General features: G+C 62.3%; 16 protein-coding genes and 3 pseudogenes. 11 read left to right on the forward strand and 8 right to left on the reverse strand.

Annotation, left to right across the window (positions count from 1 at the left end; genetic code table 11):
- Positions 1-50: 50 nt before the first annotated feature.
- The 4 genes from aroQ (at position 51) to aat (ending at position 3331) form a co-directional block, all read left to right on the forward strand.
- A complete protein-coding gene (gene aroQ, locus MKK50_RS13570; RefSeq protein WP_056205087.1) occupies positions 51-506 on the forward strand; it encodes a type II 3-dehydroquinate dehydratase in 456 nt (151 codons plus the stop codon).
- A gap of 18 nt (positions 507-524) precedes the next feature.
- On the forward strand, positions 525-995 hold the full coding sequence (gene accB / locus MKK50_RS13575) for an acetyl-CoA carboxylase biotin carboxyl carrier protein (RefSeq protein WP_253373872.1): 471 nt from the start codon (positions 525-527) through the stop codon (positions 993-995).
- 10 nt (positions 996-1005) lie between these two features.
- Positions 1006-2373: an acetyl-CoA carboxylase biotin carboxylase subunit gene (gene accC, locus MKK50_RS13580; protein WP_499022956.1), complete on the forward strand. Its 1368-nt coding sequence runs from the start codon at positions 1006-1008 to the stop codon at positions 2371-2373.
- Between the two features lie 283 nt (positions 2374-2656).
- Positions 2657-3331 (forward strand): leucyl/phenylalanyl-tRNA--protein transferase, encoded by a 675-nt coding sequence (gene aat, locus MKK50_RS13585; protein WP_499023188.1) that lies wholly within the window; start codon positions 2657-2659, stop codon positions 3329-3331.
- A 107-nt stretch (positions 3332-3438) separates the two neighbouring features.
- On the opposite strand, the gene MKK50_RS13590 is transcribed toward aat, so the two are convergent.
- On the reverse strand, positions 3439-4059 hold the full coding sequence (locus MKK50_RS13590) for a TetR/AcrR family transcriptional regulator (RefSeq protein ID WP_499022958.1): 621 nt from the start codon (positions 4057-4059) through the stop codon (positions 3439-3441).
- 46 nt (positions 4060-4105) lie between these two features.
- Between MKK50_RS13590 and MKK50_RS13595 the strand changes: the two genes are divergently transcribed.
- Positions 4106-4585, forward strand: coding sequence for a monooxygenase family protein (locus tag MKK50_RS13595; protein WP_499022960.1), 480 nt, complete (start codon positions 4106-4108; stop codon positions 4583-4585).
- Positions 4586-4591: 6 nt separating this feature from the next.
- Here the strand turns inward: MKK50_RS13595 and MKK50_RS13600 are convergent, their stop codons facing one another.
- Positions 4592-5251 (reverse strand): DUF2155 domain-containing protein, encoded by a 660-nt coding sequence (locus tag MKK50_RS13600; RefSeq protein WP_499022963.1) that lies wholly within the window; start codon positions 5249-5251, stop codon positions 4592-4594.
- 174 nt (positions 5252-5425) lie between these two features.
- Complete coding sequence (locus MKK50_RS13605; RefSeq protein ID WP_499022965.1) at positions 5426-5842, reverse strand: NADH:ubiquinone oxidoreductase subunit NDUFA12; 417 nt, start codon at positions 5840-5842, stop codon at positions 5426-5428.
- 519 nt (positions 5843-6361) lie between these two features.
- Between MKK50_RS13605 and MKK50_RS13610 the strand changes: the two genes are divergently transcribed.
- From MKK50_RS13610 to MKK50_RS13620, 3 genes and pseudogenes are all read left to right on the forward strand, one after another.
- Entirely contained in the window at positions 6362-10096 is a 3735-nt protein-coding gene (locus MKK50_RS13610; protein WP_499022967.1) for a vitamin B12-dependent ribonucleotide reductase, read from the forward strand.
- A gap of 209 nt (positions 10097-10305) precedes the next feature.
- A pseudogene (locus MKK50_RS13615) lies at positions 10306-10476 on the forward strand (integrase core domain-containing protein); the annotation flags it as partial.
- 38 nt (positions 10477-10514) lie between these two features.
- Positions 10515-11153 (forward strand): annotated as a pseudogene (locus MKK50_RS13620) (transposase); the annotation flags it as partial.
- A 93-nt stretch (positions 11154-11246) separates the two neighbouring features.
- Here the strand turns inward: MKK50_RS13620 and MKK50_RS13625 are convergent.
- From MKK50_RS13625 to MKK50_RS13640, 4 genes are all read right to left on the reverse strand, one after another.
- Positions 11247-11693, reverse strand: a complete 447-nt coding sequence (locus tag MKK50_RS13625) for a hypothetical protein (protein ID WP_499022970.1) — start codon at positions 11691-11693, stop codon at positions 11247-11249.
- A 77-nt stretch (positions 11694-11770) separates the two neighbouring features.
- Complete coding sequence (locus tag MKK50_RS13630; protein ID WP_499022973.1) at positions 11771-13081, reverse strand: hypothetical protein; 1311 nt, start codon at positions 13079-13081, stop codon at positions 11771-11773.
- On the reverse strand, positions 13047-14096 hold the full coding sequence (locus MKK50_RS13635; RefSeq protein WP_499022976.1) for a nucleoid-associated protein: 1050 nt from the start codon (positions 14094-14096) through the stop codon (positions 13047-13049). Before MKK50_RS13635 ends, MKK50_RS13630 begins: the two co-directional genes overlap by 35 nt.
- 468 nt (positions 14097-14564) lie before the next feature.
- On the reverse strand, positions 14565-14927 hold the full coding sequence (locus tag MKK50_RS13640; RefSeq protein ID WP_499022978.1) for a hypothetical protein: 363 nt from the start codon (positions 14925-14927) through the stop codon (positions 14565-14567).
- Positions 14928-15346: 419 nt separating this feature from the next.
- Between MKK50_RS13640 and MKK50_RS13645 the strand changes: the two are divergent.
- Positions 15347-15541: pseudogene (locus tag MKK50_RS13645) on the forward strand (transposase); the annotation flags it as partial.
- A gap of 95 nt (positions 15542-15636) precedes the next feature.
- On the opposite strand, the gene MKK50_RS13650 reads toward MKK50_RS13645, so the two are convergent.
- Positions 15637-16698, reverse strand: a complete 1062-nt coding sequence (locus tag MKK50_RS13650) for a CBS domain-containing anti-phage protein (RefSeq protein ID WP_499022981.1) — start codon at positions 16696-16698, stop codon at positions 15637-15639.
- A gap of 178 nt (positions 16699-16876) precedes the next feature.
- On the opposite strand from MKK50_RS13650, the gene MKK50_RS13655 reads away from it, so the two are divergent.
- Both MKK50_RS13655 and MKK50_RS13660 read left to right on the forward strand, forming a co-directional pair.
- Positions 16877-17449 carry a hypothetical protein gene (locus MKK50_RS13655; protein ID WP_499022984.1) on the forward strand — a complete coding sequence of 191 codons (573 nt, stop codon included), beginning with the start codon at positions 16877-16879 and terminating at the stop codon, positions 17447-17449.
- A 219-nt stretch (positions 17450-17668) separates the two neighbouring features.
- A complete protein-coding gene (locus tag MKK50_RS13660) occupies positions 17669-18097 on the forward strand; it encodes a hypothetical protein (protein WP_499022986.1) in 429 nt (142 codons plus the stop codon).
- Positions 18098-18214 lie beyond the last annotated feature (117 nt).

Genomic DNA, 18214 nt, shown 5'->3' on the forward strand with positions numbered 1-18214 from the left:
CCCTCCTGCCGGGCGGTTCGCGAAGCCTCCGGCCGACGCAGCCGGACGGCATGATCGCGATTCACTGCCTCAACGGGCCGAACCTCAATCTCCTGGGCCAGCGCGAGCCGGGCATCTACGGCGCCGCCACGCTTGCCGACATCGAGCAAAACCTGCGGGAGCAGGCGGCTCGCCTCGATATCGCCCTGACCTTCCGTCAGACGAATCACGAGGGCGAACTCGTGACGTTCGTGCAGGAGGCCGGTGCCGCCGGGGCCGGGGTGCTCATCAACGCCGCCGCCTACACGCACACCTCGATCGCGCTCCGTGACGCGATCAAGGGGTCGGGGGTGACGGCGGTGGAGATCCACCTCTCCAACGTCCATGCCCGCGAGGACTTCCGCCACGTCTCGCGGATCGCACCGGTCTGCGCCGGTTTGATTTCGGGCTTCGGTGCCCACAGTTACGTCCTGGGGCTCGACGCCCTCGCCCATCTCCTGCGCGGACGCACCCCGTCCGCCTCCTGACCTCAGAACTACGAGCCGATGGCCAAGAACGAACCCTTCGATCCCGAACTGGTGCGCGAACTCGCCCGGATGGTCGCCGAGACCGATCTGACCGAGATCGAGGTCGAGAAGGGCGATCTGCGCATCCGCGTCGCCCGCAAGATCGAGACGGTCTCGGTTCAGGTCGCGCCCGCCGCCCCGGCCGCTGCGGCGGCACCGGTCGCGGCGCCGCCTGCTGCCCTGGCGCCGGCCCCCGCCAAATCCGGCGCGGGCCATCCCGGCGCCGTGCCGTCGCCCATGGTCGGCACCGCCTACCTGCGCCCCTCGCCGGACGCCAAGCCGTTCATCGAGATCGGCACGAAGGTCCAGGCCGGCGACAAGCTTCTGCTGGTCGAGGCCATGAAGACCTTCAACGAAATCGTCGCGCCCCGCGCCGGTACGGTGACCGCGATCTTCATCGAGGATGGGATGCCGGTCGAGTACGGCGAAGCCCTCCTCGTTCTCGAGTAGCCTCCCCGCGATGTTCGACAAGATCCTGATCGCCAACCGCGGCGAGATCGCACTCCGCATCCTGCGGGCGGCGAAGGAGCTCGGTATCGCCACCGTCGCGGTCCACTCGACGGCGGATGCCGACGCCATGCATGTGCGGCTGGCCGACGAGAGCGTCTGTATCGGCCCGCCGGCCGCCCGCGACAGCTACCTCAACATCCCCTCGATCATCGCCGCCTGCGAGATCACCGGGGCGGACGCCGTGCATCCCGGCTACGGCTTCCTGTCGGAGAACGCCCGGTTCGCCGAGGTTCTGGCGCATCACAACATCGGCTTCATCGGCCCCAAGGCGGAGCATATCCGCATCATGGGCGACAAGATCGAGGCCAAGCGCACCGCCAAGCGCCTCGGCATTCCCTGCGTTCCGGGCTCGGAGGGCGGCGTCACCGATCCGGACGAGGCCAAGCGCGTGGCTGCCGAGATCGGCTATCCCGTGCTGGTGAAGGCCGCCTCCGGCGGCGGCGGGCGCGGCATGAAGGTCGCCCGCTCGGAAAGCGAGCTGGAGCAGGCCCTGGACATGGCCCGCACCGAGGCCAAGGCCGCCTTCGGCGACGATGCGGTCTACCTCGAGAAATACCTGACCAAACCGCGCCACATCGAGGTGCAGATCCTCGGCGACGGCAAGGGCAACGCGGTGCATCTGGCCGAGCGCGACTGCTCGCTCCAGCGCCGCCACCAGAAGGTCTGGGAGGAAGGCGGTTCGCCGGCCCTCAACGAGGCGATGCGCGCCGAGATCGGCGGCATCTGCGCCAACGCCATGCGCGAACTCGGTTATCTCGGCGCCGGCACCATCGAGTTCCTCTACGAGGACGGGCGATTCTATTTCATCGAGATGAACACCCGGATTCAGGTGGAGCATCCCGTCACTGAGATGATCACCGGGATCGATCTCGTGAACGAGCAGATCCGGGTTGCCGCCGGCGGCGGCTTGTCGGTGGCTCAGGAGGACATCAAGGTCGAGGGCCACGCCATCGAGTGCCGGATCAACGCCGAGCACCCTTCGACCTTCCGGCCCTCGCCGGGGCTGATCACCTACTTCCACCCGCCGGGCGGTCTCGGCGTCCGGGTCGATTCGGCCGCGTTCCAGGGCTACCGGATTCCCTCGAACTACGACTCGCTGATCGGCAAGCTGATCGTGCACGGGCGCACCCGCAACGAGTGCCTGATGCGCTTGCGCCGGGCGTTGGACGAGTTCGTGGTCGACGGCATCGACACCACGCTGCCGCTGTTCCGCACGCTGGTGCGCAACGCCGACGTGCAGAACGGCCTCTACGACATCCACTGGCTCGAAGGCTTCCTGGCCCGCGAGGAATTGTCCGAGACCGACCAGAGACGCTGAACGGCGGCGACACGTTCCTCGTCGATCGACTGCCGGTCCCGTTGCGGGCCGGCTGCTTCTGACCATCGCCGTCATTCCGGGGCCGCGCAACGGAACCCGGGATCCATCCGTGATGCGTCGCCGAGGCTGGGCGTAGAGCTCAATCGTGGATTCCGGGTCTGCCTTCGGCGCCCCGGAATGACAGCGGAGAATGCTTTTCGAGACGGTCAGGGACCGCGCTCCGATGCCCGTCCGCGACGTGATGGGTCTGGCGTTCCGCCTCCGCCGGAGCGACAACGCTTCGATGCACGACAGGCCGCCCGTGGACATCACGCCCGACATCCTGCTCAAGGCCTATGCCGCCGGGATCTTCCCGATGGCCGAGGATGCGGACGATCCGACGATCTATTGGGTTGAGCCCCGCGCCCGCGGGGTGCTGCCCCTCGACCGCTTCCACGTGCCCAAGCGCCTCGCCCGCACCGTGCGCTCCGACGGGTTCGAGGTCGTCAGCGACCGGGATTTCGATGCGGTGATCGACGGCTGCGCCGCCCCGCGCCGGGATACGGCCCGCACCTGGATCAACGCCCGCATCCGCGACCTTTACGGCGCGCTGTTCGATCTCGGCCATTGCCACACGATCGAGGTCTACCACGAGGGGCGCCTCGCCGGCGGGCTCTACGGCGTCTCGCTGGGGGCGGCCTTCTTCGGCGAGAGCATGTTCCACGAGGTGCGCGACGCCTCGAAGGTCGCCCTGGTCCATCTGGTCGCGCGGCTGCGCTCCGGCGGTTACCGCCTCGCCGACACGCAGTTCCTGACCGATCATCTGAGCCAGTTCGGCGTCGAGGAAATGCCGCGCCACATCTACAAGCGCCAGCTCGCCGCCGCGATCACCGAGCGGGCCGAGTGGGGTCCGTCGGACCGGGTCTTTCGCGGCGCCGAAGCCCTGGCCGCCCTCGGGATCGGCAGCGCTGAGGCGTAGTTGAAGTTTCGAAAGGACAAGTCCTTTCGCGCGTCCAGGGCAGAGCCCTGGAGGACAGCCGGGGTTCCACCCCGGCAAAGGGATGATCTCTTTGGAATCCCTTTCTTTTATACGGGAATGACCTCCAGCCGCAGAAGGCGGCCGGCGAGAATGGCGGCCGCCTGCGGATCGGTCCGCACAGCGTCCCCGAGCAAGCCGTCGATGACGAGCGAGGCGATCCCGTGGACGAGCGCCCAGGACCGCAGGGCCTCGTCGGCGGCGTTTGCGCCCGGCACCAGCGCGGCGACCCGCTCCGCCAGCACCGCGTAGGCGGCGGCGGAGGCTTCGCACAGCGCCTGGGGCCGTGATCCGCCGGAGCGCACCCCGCCGAACATCAGGCGGAACAATCCGGGCTGCGCAGAGGCGAAAGCGACATAGACCGCCCCTTGCGCGTAGAGGGCCTCGCGACCCGCCCCGTCCCCTCCCCGATCCGCCTCCTCCAGCGCCGCGCGCAGCCGCTCGAAGCCGACGATGGCCACCGCCGCAAGCAGGGCATCCTTGTCGGGGAAGTGCCGGTAGGGCGCCATCGCCGAGACGCCCGCCCGGCGCGCGGTCTCGCGCAGGCCGAGCGAGGCCAGATCACCGCCCTCCTCCAGGATCGACAGACCCGCCGCGACCAGGGCCTCGCGCAGATCGCCGTGATGGTAGCCGCCCTTGGTCGCGTTCGGTTCGCCCTTCGATGTTGACACTGTAAGCAGCGCACCTATGATTACATCGTAAACATGGAGGGGTGCCATGCAGATGTCGGATAGGCAAGCGGCCGCGAACGGCCGGCCTACGCGGGACTCGGTCGATCTCTCGGCCTATCCGGGCCTTGTCGTGGTCTATCTCGGCTTTCGCGTCGGACGGATGCGGGGCCTGAAGGCCCTGCTCGGCATCGGGCGCGGGCTGGCTCAGATGCAGCGCGAGCGGCCGGATGGGCTGCTGGCGCACGAGAACCTCGTCTACGGCCTCAACCATATCGGCATGCGGCAGTACTGGCGCGATCTGGAAAGCCTGGAGGCTTTCACCCGCTCGGACCCGCACAAGACGTGGTGGCGGGATTTCGGCCGCGATCCGGCCGGCAACGGCTTCTGGCACGAGGCCTACCGGCTCTCGGGTGGGATGGAGGCGATCTATGTCGGCATGCCACGCCCGATCGGGCTCGCGTCCTTCGCCGCCGCCCGCCAGCCGCTCGGGCCCTTCATGACCTCACGGCAGCGGCTGGCGTCGTAGGAATGGCTACCGGAAGATCGCGTCGAAGATAGACTGCGGCTCGCGCGGAGGCGGTGGGGCCGCTGCCGGCCCCTCGTTGTTCGGGAAGAACTTGCGCGAGGGCTTCTGCTTGGGCTGGACCGGCACGCCCCGCGGCCCCTCGACGTCGACCTGACCGTTCTGGTTGACTTGCGAGGCCGTCTTAGTCGGGTCCGCGCCCTTCTTCTTCGGCTTGTCCTGGCGCGAGGCGAGCGCGGGCACTTCCTCCTGCTCCTTCGCCTCGGCGATCACGTCGGAGCCGCCCTTACAATCGGTCAGCCACACATCGTAGATCGGGTGCTCGATGGCGTGCAGGCCGGGACTCGACGCGAACATCCAGCCGGTGAAGATGCGCCGGTATTTGCTGTCGAGCGTCACCTCGTCGACTTCGAGGAAGGCCGTGGTCTTCGGCGTCTCGGTCGGCGGGCGCGAGTAGCAGACCCGCGGCGTCATCTGCAGTGCGCCGAACTGCACCGTCTCGTCGATGGCGACCTCGAAGGTCACGATCCGGCCGGTGATCTTGTCGAGGCCGGAGAACACCGCGGTCGGGTTCTTGATCTTGTCGGCCGAGGCCGGCAGCGCACAGAGCGCCAGGGCGAGCGTGCCGAGTGCGGTCCGGCGCAGGATCGTTGCAGGGATGCGGCTCAAGGCGCCCTCTTGAGTCTGGCGCCGGCCCTCGCGGCCGGCAAAAGGTGACGCCGTTCCAACACCCCAAGGGTGGTGGAAAAAGGGCGGCAGGGCCGTGAGCCTCTCAGTTCCGGCCGGGTTACGCGCCGGCCACGACGCGGGCGGTCGTGGTCGGCGCTTGCGCCTCGGCAGGATCTACTCGCCCGGCGTCCACGGCACATAGTCGCCGGTCGCGGCCGGGCGCTGGCCCCAGGAGAGCTGCGAGCCCTTCGGCCGGTAAGCGGCCGCCGTGCCGGTGAGGTTCTCCTCATGGGCTTTCTGCCACTCGCGGGGGCGATAATCCTCCTCGCTCGGGGCGACGTCGCCGTTGTGGCACAGCCACGCCCGCCAGCCCGGCGGCACACGGGAGGCGTCGGCATAGCCATTATAGACCACCCAGCGCCGCTCCGGGCCGACCGAGCGGTCGATCAACGGGCCCAGCGCCTTGTAGTACTTGTTGCCCAGCTCGTCCGAGCCGACGAACTGGCCGCTGCGCGCGGTATAGAGCGCGAGCGACATCGTCTGCCCGTTCCACCAAGTGAAGATGCGCAGCAGCGTGTCCTTGAGGGCCATGATTCCTCCGGCAAGCGACGGACCCGCGGTGCCGTCGCCGCGGTCGTTATGGTCGCCGCGCGCGTATGAGTCCAGCACTCCGGGTCGCTGTCGCATTTACGGCACGCTTCCCCTGTCTCGCGCCGCCGTTAACCCTGTCCGACCCTGCCGCGGGCGGCCAAACGCGCAGCGCTCCCTGTGGACCGAAAAAATTTCCCGGCGGATTCGATCAAGCCGAAAGGCCACTTAGCGAAGCGCCTCGAATATCCACAGATTTATCACGCAGAACACAACATCTAGCGCGGAACACGGGTAGCCGGCACTAGTTATTGACGCAGATGGCCACTCGGACGTAAGGTCCGGGCATCGCTTCGAACGGTTCGGCGGGGTTTGGGAAGAACCCCGTTTTCGCATGGCGGACAGGTCCCCACGTCGTCTGTTGGGGGGCTCCGAATCGGCCGAGGCACATCCGGCTTTTCATCCATGATCCGCGGCCTGCGCCGCGGCACGGGGTCGCTTGGCTCCGAGGGAGAGGGATTCATGCGGTTCGAGCGGCGCTACACCACGGCAGGCCAATCGCCCTACGCAGCCATCGCCTTCCGCAAGGCGGTGAGCGAGATTCGCAACCCGGACGGCTCGATCGTCTTCCGGCTCGACGGCATTTCCGTGCCGGAGAGCTGGAGCCAGGTCGCCGCCGACGTGCTGGCGCAGAAGTATTTCCGCAAGGCCGGCGTCCCGGCCCGCCTGAAGAAGGTGGAAGAGAACAGCGTCCCCTCCTTCCTCTGGCGCGCAGTGCCGGATGAGGCCGCGCTCGCCGAACTGCCGGAGGAAGAGCGCTTCGTTTCCGAGATCTCCTCCACCCAGGTGTTCGACCGGCTCGCCGGCTGCTGGACCTACTGGGGCTGGAAGGGCGGTTACTTCTCCTCGGAGGAGGACGCCTCGGCGTTCCAGGACGAGCTGCGCTTCATGCTCGCCCGCCAGATGGTGGCGCCGAACTCGCCGCAATGGTTCAACACCGGCCTGCACTGGGCCTACGGCATCGACGGGCCGAGCCAGGGCCATTTCTACTGCGACCCGAAGACCGGTGTGCTGACGAAGTCGGCCACCGCGTACGAGCACCCGCAGCCGCATGCCTGCTTCATCCAGTCCGTGCAGGACGACCTCGTCAACGAGGGCGGCATCATGGACCTGTGGGTGCGCGAAGCGCGCCTGTTCAAGTACGGCTCGGGCACCGGCTCGAACTTCTCCATGCTGCGCGGCGAGAACGAAAAGCTCGGCGGCGGCGGCAAGTCGTCCGGCCTGATGTCGTTCCTCAAGATCGGCGACCGGGCGGCGGGCGCGATCAAGTCCGGCGGCACCACCCGGCGCGCTGCCAAGATGGTGATCGTCGATATCGACCATCCCGATGTCGAGAACTTCATCGACTGGAAGGTGAAGGAGGAGCAGAAGGTTGCCGCGCTGGTGACTGGCTCCAAGGTCGTCTCCAAGCACCTCACCGCGGTGATGAAGGCCTGCACCCAGTGCGAGGCCGAGGGTGACGCCTGCTTCGACCCCGAGCGCAACCCGGCGCTCAAGCGCGAGATCAAGGCCGCCCGCAAGGCGATGGTGCCGGACGCGTACATCAAGCGCGTCGTGCAGTTCGCTAAGCAAGGCTTCACCAAGATCGACTTCCCCGTCTACGACACCGATTGGGATTCGGAGGCCTACCTCACGGTCGCCGGCCAGAACTCCAACAACTCGGTCTCGCTGACCGACGAGTTCTTGCGCGCGGTGGAAGCGGACGGGCCGTGGAGCCTGACCTCCCGCACCACGGGCAAGGTCGTGAAGACGCCCCAGGCGCGCGACCTGTGGGAGAAGATCGGTGAGGCGGCCTGGGCCTCGGCCGATCCGGGCCTGCACTTCAACACCACGATGAACGACTGGCACACCTGCCCGGAGGGCGGGCGGATCCGGGCCTCGAACCCGTGCTCCGAGTACATGTTCCTCGACGACACCGCCTGTAACCTCGCCAGCGCCAACCTGCTGACGATGTACGATCGTGGGGCCAAGCACTTCGACACGCACGCCTTCGAGCACCTCAACCGGCTCTGGACGGTGGTGCTCGAAATCTCGGTGATGATGGCGCAGTTTCCCTCGAAGGAGATCGCCGAGCTTTCCTACAAGTACCGCACCCTGGGCCTCGGCTACGCCAACATCGGCGGCCTGCTGATGACCATGGGCCTGCCCTACGATTCCGATAAGGGCCGGGCGCTCGCCGGCGCGCTCACCGCGATCATGACGGGCGTGGCCTACGCCACCTCCGCCGAGATGGCGGCCGAACTCGGCACCTTCGAGGCGTATCCGGACAACGCCGGGCACATGCTGCGGGTGATCCGCAACCATCGCCGCGCGGCGCATGGCGAGGCCGCCGGCTACGAAGGCCTGAACGTCGCCCCCGTGCCCCTCGACCACGCCAACATCCCGCAGGCCGATATCGGCGCCCATGCCCGCGCGGCCTGGGACCGGGCGCTGTCGCTCGGCGAGCAGCACGGCTACCGCAACGCGCAGGCCACCGTGATCGCGCCGACCGGCACGATCGGCCTCGTGATGGATTGCGACACCACCGGCATCGAGCCCGACTTCGCCCTGGTGAAGTTTAAGAAGCTCGCCGGCGGCGGCTACTTCAAGATCATCAACCAAGCCGCCCCCGACGCCCTGCGGGCGCTGGGCTACCGCGAAGCCGAGATCGCCGAGATCGAGGCTTACGCCGTCGGCCACGGCTCCATGGGCCAGGCGCCGGCGATCAACCCAGGGTCGCTCCGCGCCAAGGGCTTCACCGACGACAAGATCGCGGCGGTGGAAGCCGGGCTGAAGTCGGCCTTCGACATCAAGTTCGTGTTCAACCGCTGGAACCTCGGCGACGACTTCCTCAAGGACACCCTCAAGGTGCCCGCCGAGAAGCTGGCCGACCCGACCTTCGAGTTGCTCCCCTTCCTCGGCTTCTCGAAGCGCGAGATCGAGGCCGCCAACACCCATGTCTGCGGAGCGATGACGCTGGAGGGTGCGCCCTTCCTCAAGCCCGAGCACTACGCGGTGTTCGATTGCGCCAACCCCTGCGGGCGCACCGGAAAGCGCTACCTCTCGGTCGAGAGCCACATCCAGATGATGGCTGCGGCGCAGCCCTTCATCTCGGGGGCGATCTCCAAGACCATCAACATGCCCAACGACGCCACGGTCGAGGATTGCAAGGCGGCCTACCTGCTGTCCTGGCGCCTCGCGCTGAAGGCGAATGCACTCTACCGCGACGGCTCCAAGCTCTCGCAGCCGCTCAACTCGGCGCTGATCGCCGATGACGAGGAGGAGGCCGACGAGGCTCTTGAGGCGATCATCCAGGCCCCGGCCGCCGCCAAGGCGACGGCGGCGGCAGAGAAGATCGTCGAACGGGTGATCGAGCGCATCGAGCGGATCCGCTCGCGCGAGAAGATGCCGGATCGCCGCAAGGGCTACACCCAGAAGGCGGTCGTCGGCGGGCACAAGGTCTACCTGCGCACCGGCGAGTACGACGACGGGCGGCTCGGCGAGATCTTCATCGACATGCACAAGGAGGGCGCGACCTTCCGGAGCCTGATGAACAACTTCGCCATCGCGATCTCGCTCGGCCTCCAATACGGCGTGCCGCTGGAGGAATACGTCGAGGCCTTCACCTTCACCCGCTTCGAGCCGGCGGGCTTCGTGCAGGGCAACGACGCGATCAAGAACGCGACCTCGCTGCTCGACTACGTGTTCCGCGAACTGGCGGTCTCGTATCTCGGACGGACCGACCTTGCCCACGTCAACCCGGCCGAGATCGGCGGCACGGTGCTCGGCGGCGGCGAGGGCGACACCACCCGCGAGACGGGCAAGCCGGCCCCGGCCGCCTCGGCGGTCGTCTCTCGCGGCCTGCTGCGCGGCTCGGCCGATCGGCTCACCCTGATCCAGGGCGGCCCGTCGGGCGCGACGATGGGTGTCGCCGCGGCTGCCACGGGCCAGACGGCCCCGGCCGGCGGCACGGTCCACGCCGTGCTGGGTGCGACGGCGCTGAAGGCAAAATCAGATCCGGAACAAGCAGAAGAGATCCGGCTCCAGTTTTCCAATCCTGAATTTGTCGAGAGAACGTCCATTGCTTCCAGACGCGCAGAGGCTCGCCTTAAAGGTTATGTCGGAGAAGCTTGCCCAGAGTGTGCCAACTTCACACTCGTTAGAAATGGCACTTGCCTAAAATGCGACACATGCGGCAGCACCACAGGCTGTTCCTAGGAAACAAAGGTGTCAAAGACCCGTGATGAGTACCGAAACATTTCGTTTTTAGCGGTGTTTGTGACTATTAAAGCGGCATAAAGCTGCGCTTGAGAGGAAGGCGTGCGGAGTGATCCGCGCGCCTTCTTCTTTGTTTGCAATGCTTTACCGAACAGCGGCGAGGTGATGAACGCTGAAGCTCGTTGGCGCTGGAGCGCTATTCCGTATGCCTACGCCAGGAGATCTTCTACTCGCTGAGAGAAGCACAGGTTATGATTGGCCTATGGCAGAACACATACAACCGTGTCCGGCCGCATTCGTCGCTGGGCTACCGGCCGCCCGCGCCTGTCAGCTTCCCGGATCTGGCCTACCGGCTACCCATGGCATCTACCATGCAGTAGCCTCCCATCTGGCCCGGTCCAAAACACCGGTCAGGTCAATCACCAGCCCGGCCTACATCGTCGTCAAGGCCGCCGACGCGTTCCACGACAAGATCACCGCACCCAATCAGATCTGGCAGACCGACTTCACCTACCTGAAGGTCGTTGGATGGGGCTGGTACTACCTGTCGACAATGCTGGACGATTTCTCGCGTTACATCGTGGCATGGAACCTGTGCGCGACGATGCAGGTCGGCGACGTCACCGCCACGCTAGACTTGGCGCTGAATGCCCCTGGCGTCGATCAGGTACAGGTCGTGCATCGTCCGAGGCTGCTGACCGACAACGGATCGAGCTACGTCGCAGGTGACTTGGCTGACTGGCTCTAAAGCCGCGGCATGACCCACATCCGCGGTGCCCCTCGCCACCCGCAGACCCAAGGCAAGATCGAGCGCTGGCACCAGACGCTCAAGAACCGCATTCTGCTCGAACATGCCTACCCGCCCGGCGAACTGGAGGCGCGGGTCTCCGCCTTTGTCGAGCACTATAACCATCTCCGGGCTCACGAGAGCCTGGGCAACCTCACCCCTGCCGACATCTACTTCGGCCGCGGCGAGGCTATCATGCAGAAGCGGGCGCGGATCAAGCGTCAGACCCTCATGGATTGCCGCTTGCGCCATCACGCGCAGGCTGCCTAACTTCTCAACCCAGATGGACTTGACCCTCCGTTCCTGAGAAACGCAAACAGTCCTAAATCACCTGACGACAGACAGATAAATTAAATTTTATTTTTACTGAATGTACCATTCATCCTCTGGGTCGGAAGACAAGTTCATGTATTCTCTGATATTTAAGCAGACCAATAGTTCTTTTTTGATAGGTTTTGATGCTTGAAGTTCAAATACTTTTGCATTTTTCTTTATAGGAGCTTTAAAAAATGTATCACTCATAGGGTCTGTCGATATTGCGCTTAGCGCAACTTTAGCAACATAAACGACCGTTGTTTTTGGCAAAAAACCAATGGATATTTTTAGTATTTCGCCACTGGCTGTAATCACTGGCGTGAAACAAAGTGGCCAGCCACGTAGAGGACCGGCACCTACGTAATCCGTAAAATGTAACCCAATTATAGTTTCGCTAGCTGAGGTTTCTCCAATTGTAGCACCATTTTTCAACAAACATACTAAATTATTGTACAATTTGAGGTCTCTAACGTCTTGAATTTCTTCCATTTTCATTACACGCCTTATTCTACCTAGTTTTCAATATTAAATCGATAATACTAAAGTACTTTTTAGTGATTATCCCTGCGATCTTAAGACGTCAAAATTATCCCACCAAGCATCACCAGCGTGATCACCCCACCAATCGTCATCGCTATAAACAGCGCGTTCTCAGCCTTATCAGCCGGCACCGTGACCATTTTATTATAATCGTCTTCGTTCAAAAACCGATATATTCGACCCCGCCATTCCTTGCGAATATCTCTTTGAATGTAAACATATTGAATGTTGCTAAAAATTATCGCAACAACATAGCAAAAAATTATACCTGCAAGGGGTACAATAACCTTAGGCGGCGCTGAGGCACTCACTCGTGCAACGATCAACCCGAGCCCTGCAAATAACGCCCCGGCGACAGATGTCGCAATTTGGCGCATGCCGTCTGCGAGCTTAGACGTTTCGTCTGCGAGACTTTTCCGGAGATCGGTCAGCGCCTTGATTGTATCCTTACTCAGATCCTCCAGGCCCATTTGGAAAGCAAGGCGTGCGCCTTCCAGGAGATGAACTGTGTTCTCCGTGAAGATCACGGGGATCTGAGCGCTGCTGGAGGCGGAGCGAGCGACTTCCATTGCCATGAGCCGATGGCGCGTTTCGACTTCTCGGTCATTTTCAAAAACCCATCGGGCCGCCGCTTGCAGCGCTCCGAATCCATCCCGGTCCGAATCGCGATCCCAATCGAAGACGCCGGGTTTGGTCTGGAGCTTCGGTGGTCCCGAAAAGACCAGCGTCTCGCCTTCGTCCATGATCTCGCTGGATAAGGCACGCGAAAGCGCAACGCTCGCCTGAATCGCCCAAGTTTGAAACACGCGATCACGCCAGAGCGGCTCAGATTTCTCATCCAGTAACCAGGGACGAATGTCATCCGGCACGATGCGGGCTGATCCAGCTTCGCGCACGAGCTTGCGTGGGGATTTGATCTCGGGCCTGTCGGGCGGCAAGGCCTGAGCGCCCCAGGCCGACACGGTAAATCCGTACGTGGTGAAGTTCGCTGATGCCGGACAAACCTCGATCCGTCCTGCGACGTTAGATAACCCAAGCCATTGCGCAAATCCCGCGCACGTCAGCAAACGCACGGTTTCCGATGGCGCAGGCGGCTTGTCGATCCGAACTCGGTATGGCGCGAGATCCTCCCCGAGATCCGCTATCTCACACTCAGCCTCCGCTCCATCCTCAAACATCGCCGCCCATACGAGATCGCGGGTCAGTTGACCCACATGCCGCGCGTTCTCAGCGGATAACCCTGAAAGGATGACATGCTCTGGTGTCTCGACCAAGACGGCGAGGTTCTGCGCGACCAGAGCATCCACCTCATGGGACAGTTTTGTCGGGGACAAGGACGTCATGCTCAATGTGCTTCGTATCGATCGTCAGTGTTGCCCGTCCGTCCTTGTGGGTGACGCGACGGACAGAGACTTCTTCAAGTTCGGCAGGGTACTCGATGACAACGCCCTCCACCGTCTTCACGCGACGCCGCGGCGATCGACGTAGCGCTTGGGCGTTGGGCTTGAAAGCCAACCCCGTCAGGCGCTGTTTCCGGATCTGCTTTTCGACCGCGGCATCAATCGCCGCCTTCGCCTCGTCGGCAGGATCCGGCCCAGCAGCTGCAAGCACAGCTTCGTGAATTGCGTTCGTGTCGATCCTTTGCCGATGCCGCAGGGCATCCTTGGCGAGCGCGAAAGCCTTGCCGACATCCTTCTGCGGCAGATGCAACTGAACGTCGTTCAGCGCATTGCGCACGCTGTTCAAGGCAGACTTATTTAATTCCTCGTCCGACCGTTCTCGGTGAACGCCCAAGAATTTCTGAAAATAGTCAGTTAGATTAGGGGCTTGTCCGATCCGATCCTTCGCTGAAACATCTGAAAGGGCGACGCCATGCGCTACCTTTATGAGGCAAGATTTTTGAACGACTTTCCGATCTTCAATGAAAGCTTCGACAATTTTCCGAAGCTGGATTGCTCCGTCTTGTCTCGTGCGCTCGATAGCGGATTTGTAGTCGATCTTGAACATCGCGTACAATTTCACCCCCGCGTTGAGAGGCTTCAACTCGAATACGAAAAAGGCTCCATCTTTGCTGGCTCCCACGTGCGATTCGGAGAAAGCTTTTGCTAAGGCTTGTCCGCCCTTCTCGAACGATTGCTTCCCTGTTGCCATAGCCTCAAGAGTGGTTTTGGTGGCCGAGCCGGCTTCAAATCTAAATAAACCAGATGCATTGATTTCACCGATTCGGGCAAGAAAAAAGTCTCCCTGCTGAACTGCTGGAAGCTCAGGCTGCGCCTCGAAATCTCCATCGCCGACAACATGCAGGATCATCTTCTTGATCTTAAGCTGCAGTAATTCTTCGTCCGTGAAAAAGCCCATCAGCGTCTTCTCCTCGCCGTTAGATTGCATCTTACTGCCAAGGTCGGCAAGCCAGCGAGGTCAGCAACAACTCAGATACTGCTCAGAACATATCGTGAACACGCGTGAATGTGAAGCGCGCGTAGCCGTGGCGGCATCCGGGTCTCGCTGCAGCTTTGCCCAAAAGCGACATTGGGCATTGGGATAGGAGGCGCTTCGCAATGCCCGATACAGGATGTTGATGGCTCATCGTGGAAGAAACCGCTTAAGCTGGATCGCGACAACCCAAGATTAACAGCCACCGCCACTGTTGGAGACGAGCGCCAGTAGGGTTTTGGGCATGCCCGTGAAATCGTCTACGCAGCTATCCGGACCCACGGTCGCGGACTTGCAAAGAATGGTGCCGACCGGCTTGAAGTCGGACGGGACCGGATTGTCAGCGATTGAAGCATCCTTGTCGAACCGTACTCTCAGCTCGACTTTGGCCAATCATGCGGCGTGGCAGGGGGCATAGACCCAGGGCGCGGGCACGCGGAAACGCGGTTTTGTTCGAACGTATTGGCGCGGTGATGTCGCCAAACCCCGCACGCGCCAGATCGCGTAACGCACCGCGGCCAGGGCATCGGCGAAAGTCGGACGCGGCTTGCGGTACCATGCTGCGGCGGCAATGCATTGCCGTTGGCGGGTTGGGAGCCGTGCGGCCAGCAGCATCACGGAGAACAGGCCGAGCAGGCAGGGTGCGGTGCGGGCAATTGCCGTGTCGGACCACTGTCGTTGCGTCTCGACGCCGAGATGGCGGCGAGCTTCTTGGAAGGTGACCTCGACGCTCCAGCGGCGCACGAACCACGACACGATCTGTATCGGCCCGCGCGTCGGGTCGGTGCACAAAGCGCGTGCGGTAAGAAGCGCGCTTCGGGATCACGGATGAGCACCCGGCGGATTGGCACGACGGGCATCACCGCGAACTGCGCGCGGGGCTTTACCGGCAGCTACGACATCGTCTGGCGCTGGGTCGCGCGACGGAGGCAGAGGGCAATGGCGCGACTATCGTCCGCCCGCCCCCCTCCAAGCGCCGCATCACTCGGTGGCTCACCAGTGATCCAGCCGCATTATCGAGGAAGGATGGCGAATTCACTGAAGCGCTCTGCATTGCCCCGGCGAAACTGAGGCAGGCCGCCGAGGATGTACGTGCCTTCGCCGACCTGCTGCGCTAAGGCGATCCATCAGAACTGGCACTGTGGCTGTAGACCTTGATCGCAACCGATCTCGGCAGCTTCGTCACCGGGCTCCGCCAGGAAGAGGCAGATGTACGCGCGGCCATCGTCGAACCCTGGAGCAACGGTCCTGTCGAAGGGCAGGTCAATCGCCTAAAACCGATCAAGCGAAGCATGTACGGCAGAGCCGGATTTGATCTCCTACGCCAGCGCGTCCTCCATGCCGCGCGAGCTAGGACCGGCAGAGCTTGACTAGACAACAGACCCGCAGCACCGGAAGTGCGGACAAACCAACTTCTAATGCTAGTTGACACAAAGCGGGGGCATCGAGTGTTAAAATTTCGCCATTAGAATGCCCCCATATTTCTCAACATATTGAGCATTTTCGCAGCATTCTTTAATTTTGATAGATCCTGTGGAGTGATAGGGTCAGGATCGAAGTGCATCACATCATTTCTAACGGCATTGATTTCCGACAATTCGGAACAAAAAGTCGAACGATCAAGATGCAGCTTGAGCTTAATCCAGCAAGCAGGATTTTCTAGAATCTTCACGTAGTTCCCAAAAGTCAGATCTGAGACCGATTTGAAAGAAGATGGAAGATGCTCGGAAGGGCATGCTTGCTTGACGTCGGAAATGTTTAGCCGTCCCGAGATCAAAATTCTAAGATTTCTCTCAATTTCGGAAATTAATAGGAATGGCGTACTAATCGTCTCAAACTGCAACGCAATATCCGTTGCTGTTACGATGCCAGTTATTTTGTTGTCATGACCCCTGATTAGTACATAATCATGCTCAACAATCGTGTTAATCGCGCTGAACAGCGAGGCAGCACTCGGCAGCTCATGATGAGTATCCATATACGACCGGACATCGTTCGATGCTATATCAGTTGCGGACCGAGAACCAATAGATTTCCAGCTAATCACACCTTTCACATCCCTCTCATTTGTCATGACAGGAAGTTGTGAGAAGTTGCGAGTCAACATTAGGGTTTTTGCTTCGAGAAGCGTAGCGTTGGGTGTGACTTTCACGGGAGGATTGTTTGCTGATGCAATTTCCCCAATCGTGTACGAGGGGTCACCCTCATGGCGATCAAATTCGGAATCTTGATCGTCGATGCCTCCGCTTAAATTGTCACGGTCCGGCTGCGGTTGCCCCTCGGATACCATCTCCTCATTTTTCGAAATGAGTTCGAACGTGATAGGCGTATCGACCCAAATATTCAAATAATTGGGAACCGTTCTGACACCGGCTTCCGCAAGTTTCTGATTGATATATTCCACGTTGTTAGGCGTTCGTCTCTGAGCGCCAAACCACCAGAGGAAATTTCTTATCGTTACAGGTGTCGCTGTTTTTCCCAACTTGAGATCATTAACAACCCCTCTCAACTCTTCAACATCAGACATTGCAAAAATCTCGCTAAGATGAAGCAGAATGTTATTCCCAAATCCCTTCATATTCGTTATTGAGAAATTATAGATGGGACGATTTTGTGATGACTTATGCGTGAGCGACATTATCAATTGATACTAAAACTGCCCAGGAGGCCTGCCCCTGATAGCTATCATCAGTGCAGAGTGGAGCATGGACGCCTGCCACGCGTGTAGGCTCGATCACGCGCAGCGCGATCCACATCTCGCGGCGGTCCCGCTGGCCGTGCAGTGCTTGCAGACCCGCCAGCTCGCGGTACTCGCGAACAACCTAGGTACGACGGTCGGGCCTTGGCAGGGGGATGCTGCTTTTCGTGGCGTGCGCAGCCTCGTGACGGTCGCGCGGCATCCGGATGTGCTGCCTGCCTTGCGCTCCGCGCTTGGGTTCAACGCGGCGGCGACCTCAGCGAGCCGGTTCGAGCGGATGCGCGCCGGTGATCGCGCCATCATCCTCGAGACCATCGGTCACTGGCTCAGTGACTGGTCGACCCGCTTCATTGGCGCAGCCGGGAGGGCTGGGCTCACCCAGCGCAGCTTCTGCAAGGTCGGCCAACCAGGCAGCTTCGCCACCCAGATCCTGCGCCTACCCGAAGGGTTTGCTCGCGATCGAACCTTCGTCCCCCTTCTCCAGGACCGCGCCCTCAAGCGCCTTCGCCGCCAGAACCGTGCCGGGTACCGACGCGTGCGGGCCGCCCGCTTTCTCGAAGCCACGGCGCGACGCCGATAAGGGCCACCTGCAGCACATGTCGTCGCCATCGCCCCGTGATGGCCAACGATCGGATCTCCTTCCCCTGCTCGGATAGGGATCACCCAGACCTACCCGATCTGCCAGGCCGTCATACCCGAAAGCGGCCAGGCCCCCTGCTGTCCCTGCAGCCAGCGCCGCTGTTCCGAGTGCGAGATCGCCGAGGAAGCCGCCACGATCCCGATTCGGTGGATGTCCGGGATGTACATCGCCTTGTGCGAGAGCGGTCGCATGCCGCTCGACAATGGCATCGCCGCCGAGCGCATCGCCCGGACGGCAAGCGCATGTTGCCGAATCGCGATCAAGCCTCCAAACCCCGCTCGTCTCACCACTGACGCGCTCCACGCAGCGATCGGCGCAGACGCAGCGCGACGCGTCGCACCCTTGATCGCCTTCATGAGCGATGTCGGCGTGCTCGACTGGGTTTGGGCCCGGCTTCAAATCCTGATAGAGAACGATCAGGTCGAGGCCATCCTGACGGCGCATCGGGACAGCCAACTCGCGGCCCTATTGCGTCGCTACCGCGACAGCCTCGCGACCCGGAGCCGGAAGCCGATCACCCAGCGGACCGCGCTCACGGCCGCCCTCATGCTGCTCGCCGAGCTCCACCCAGGCTCGCCGGCTCGTTAAAGCCCTCCATATGGCGAATCGAAACGACACGCTCATCCAAGCACTCCCGGTCGCTTCAAAGCGGGATCAACGCTGGCGATGCGAGCTTCAGATCGGCATCGACACGGCCGCGATCAC

This window comes from Methylobacterium sp. J-043, assembly GCF_022829505.1.
Lineage (GTDB): Bacteria > Pseudomonadota > Alphaproteobacteria > Rhizobiales > Beijerinckiaceae > Methylobacterium > Methylobacterium extorquens_A.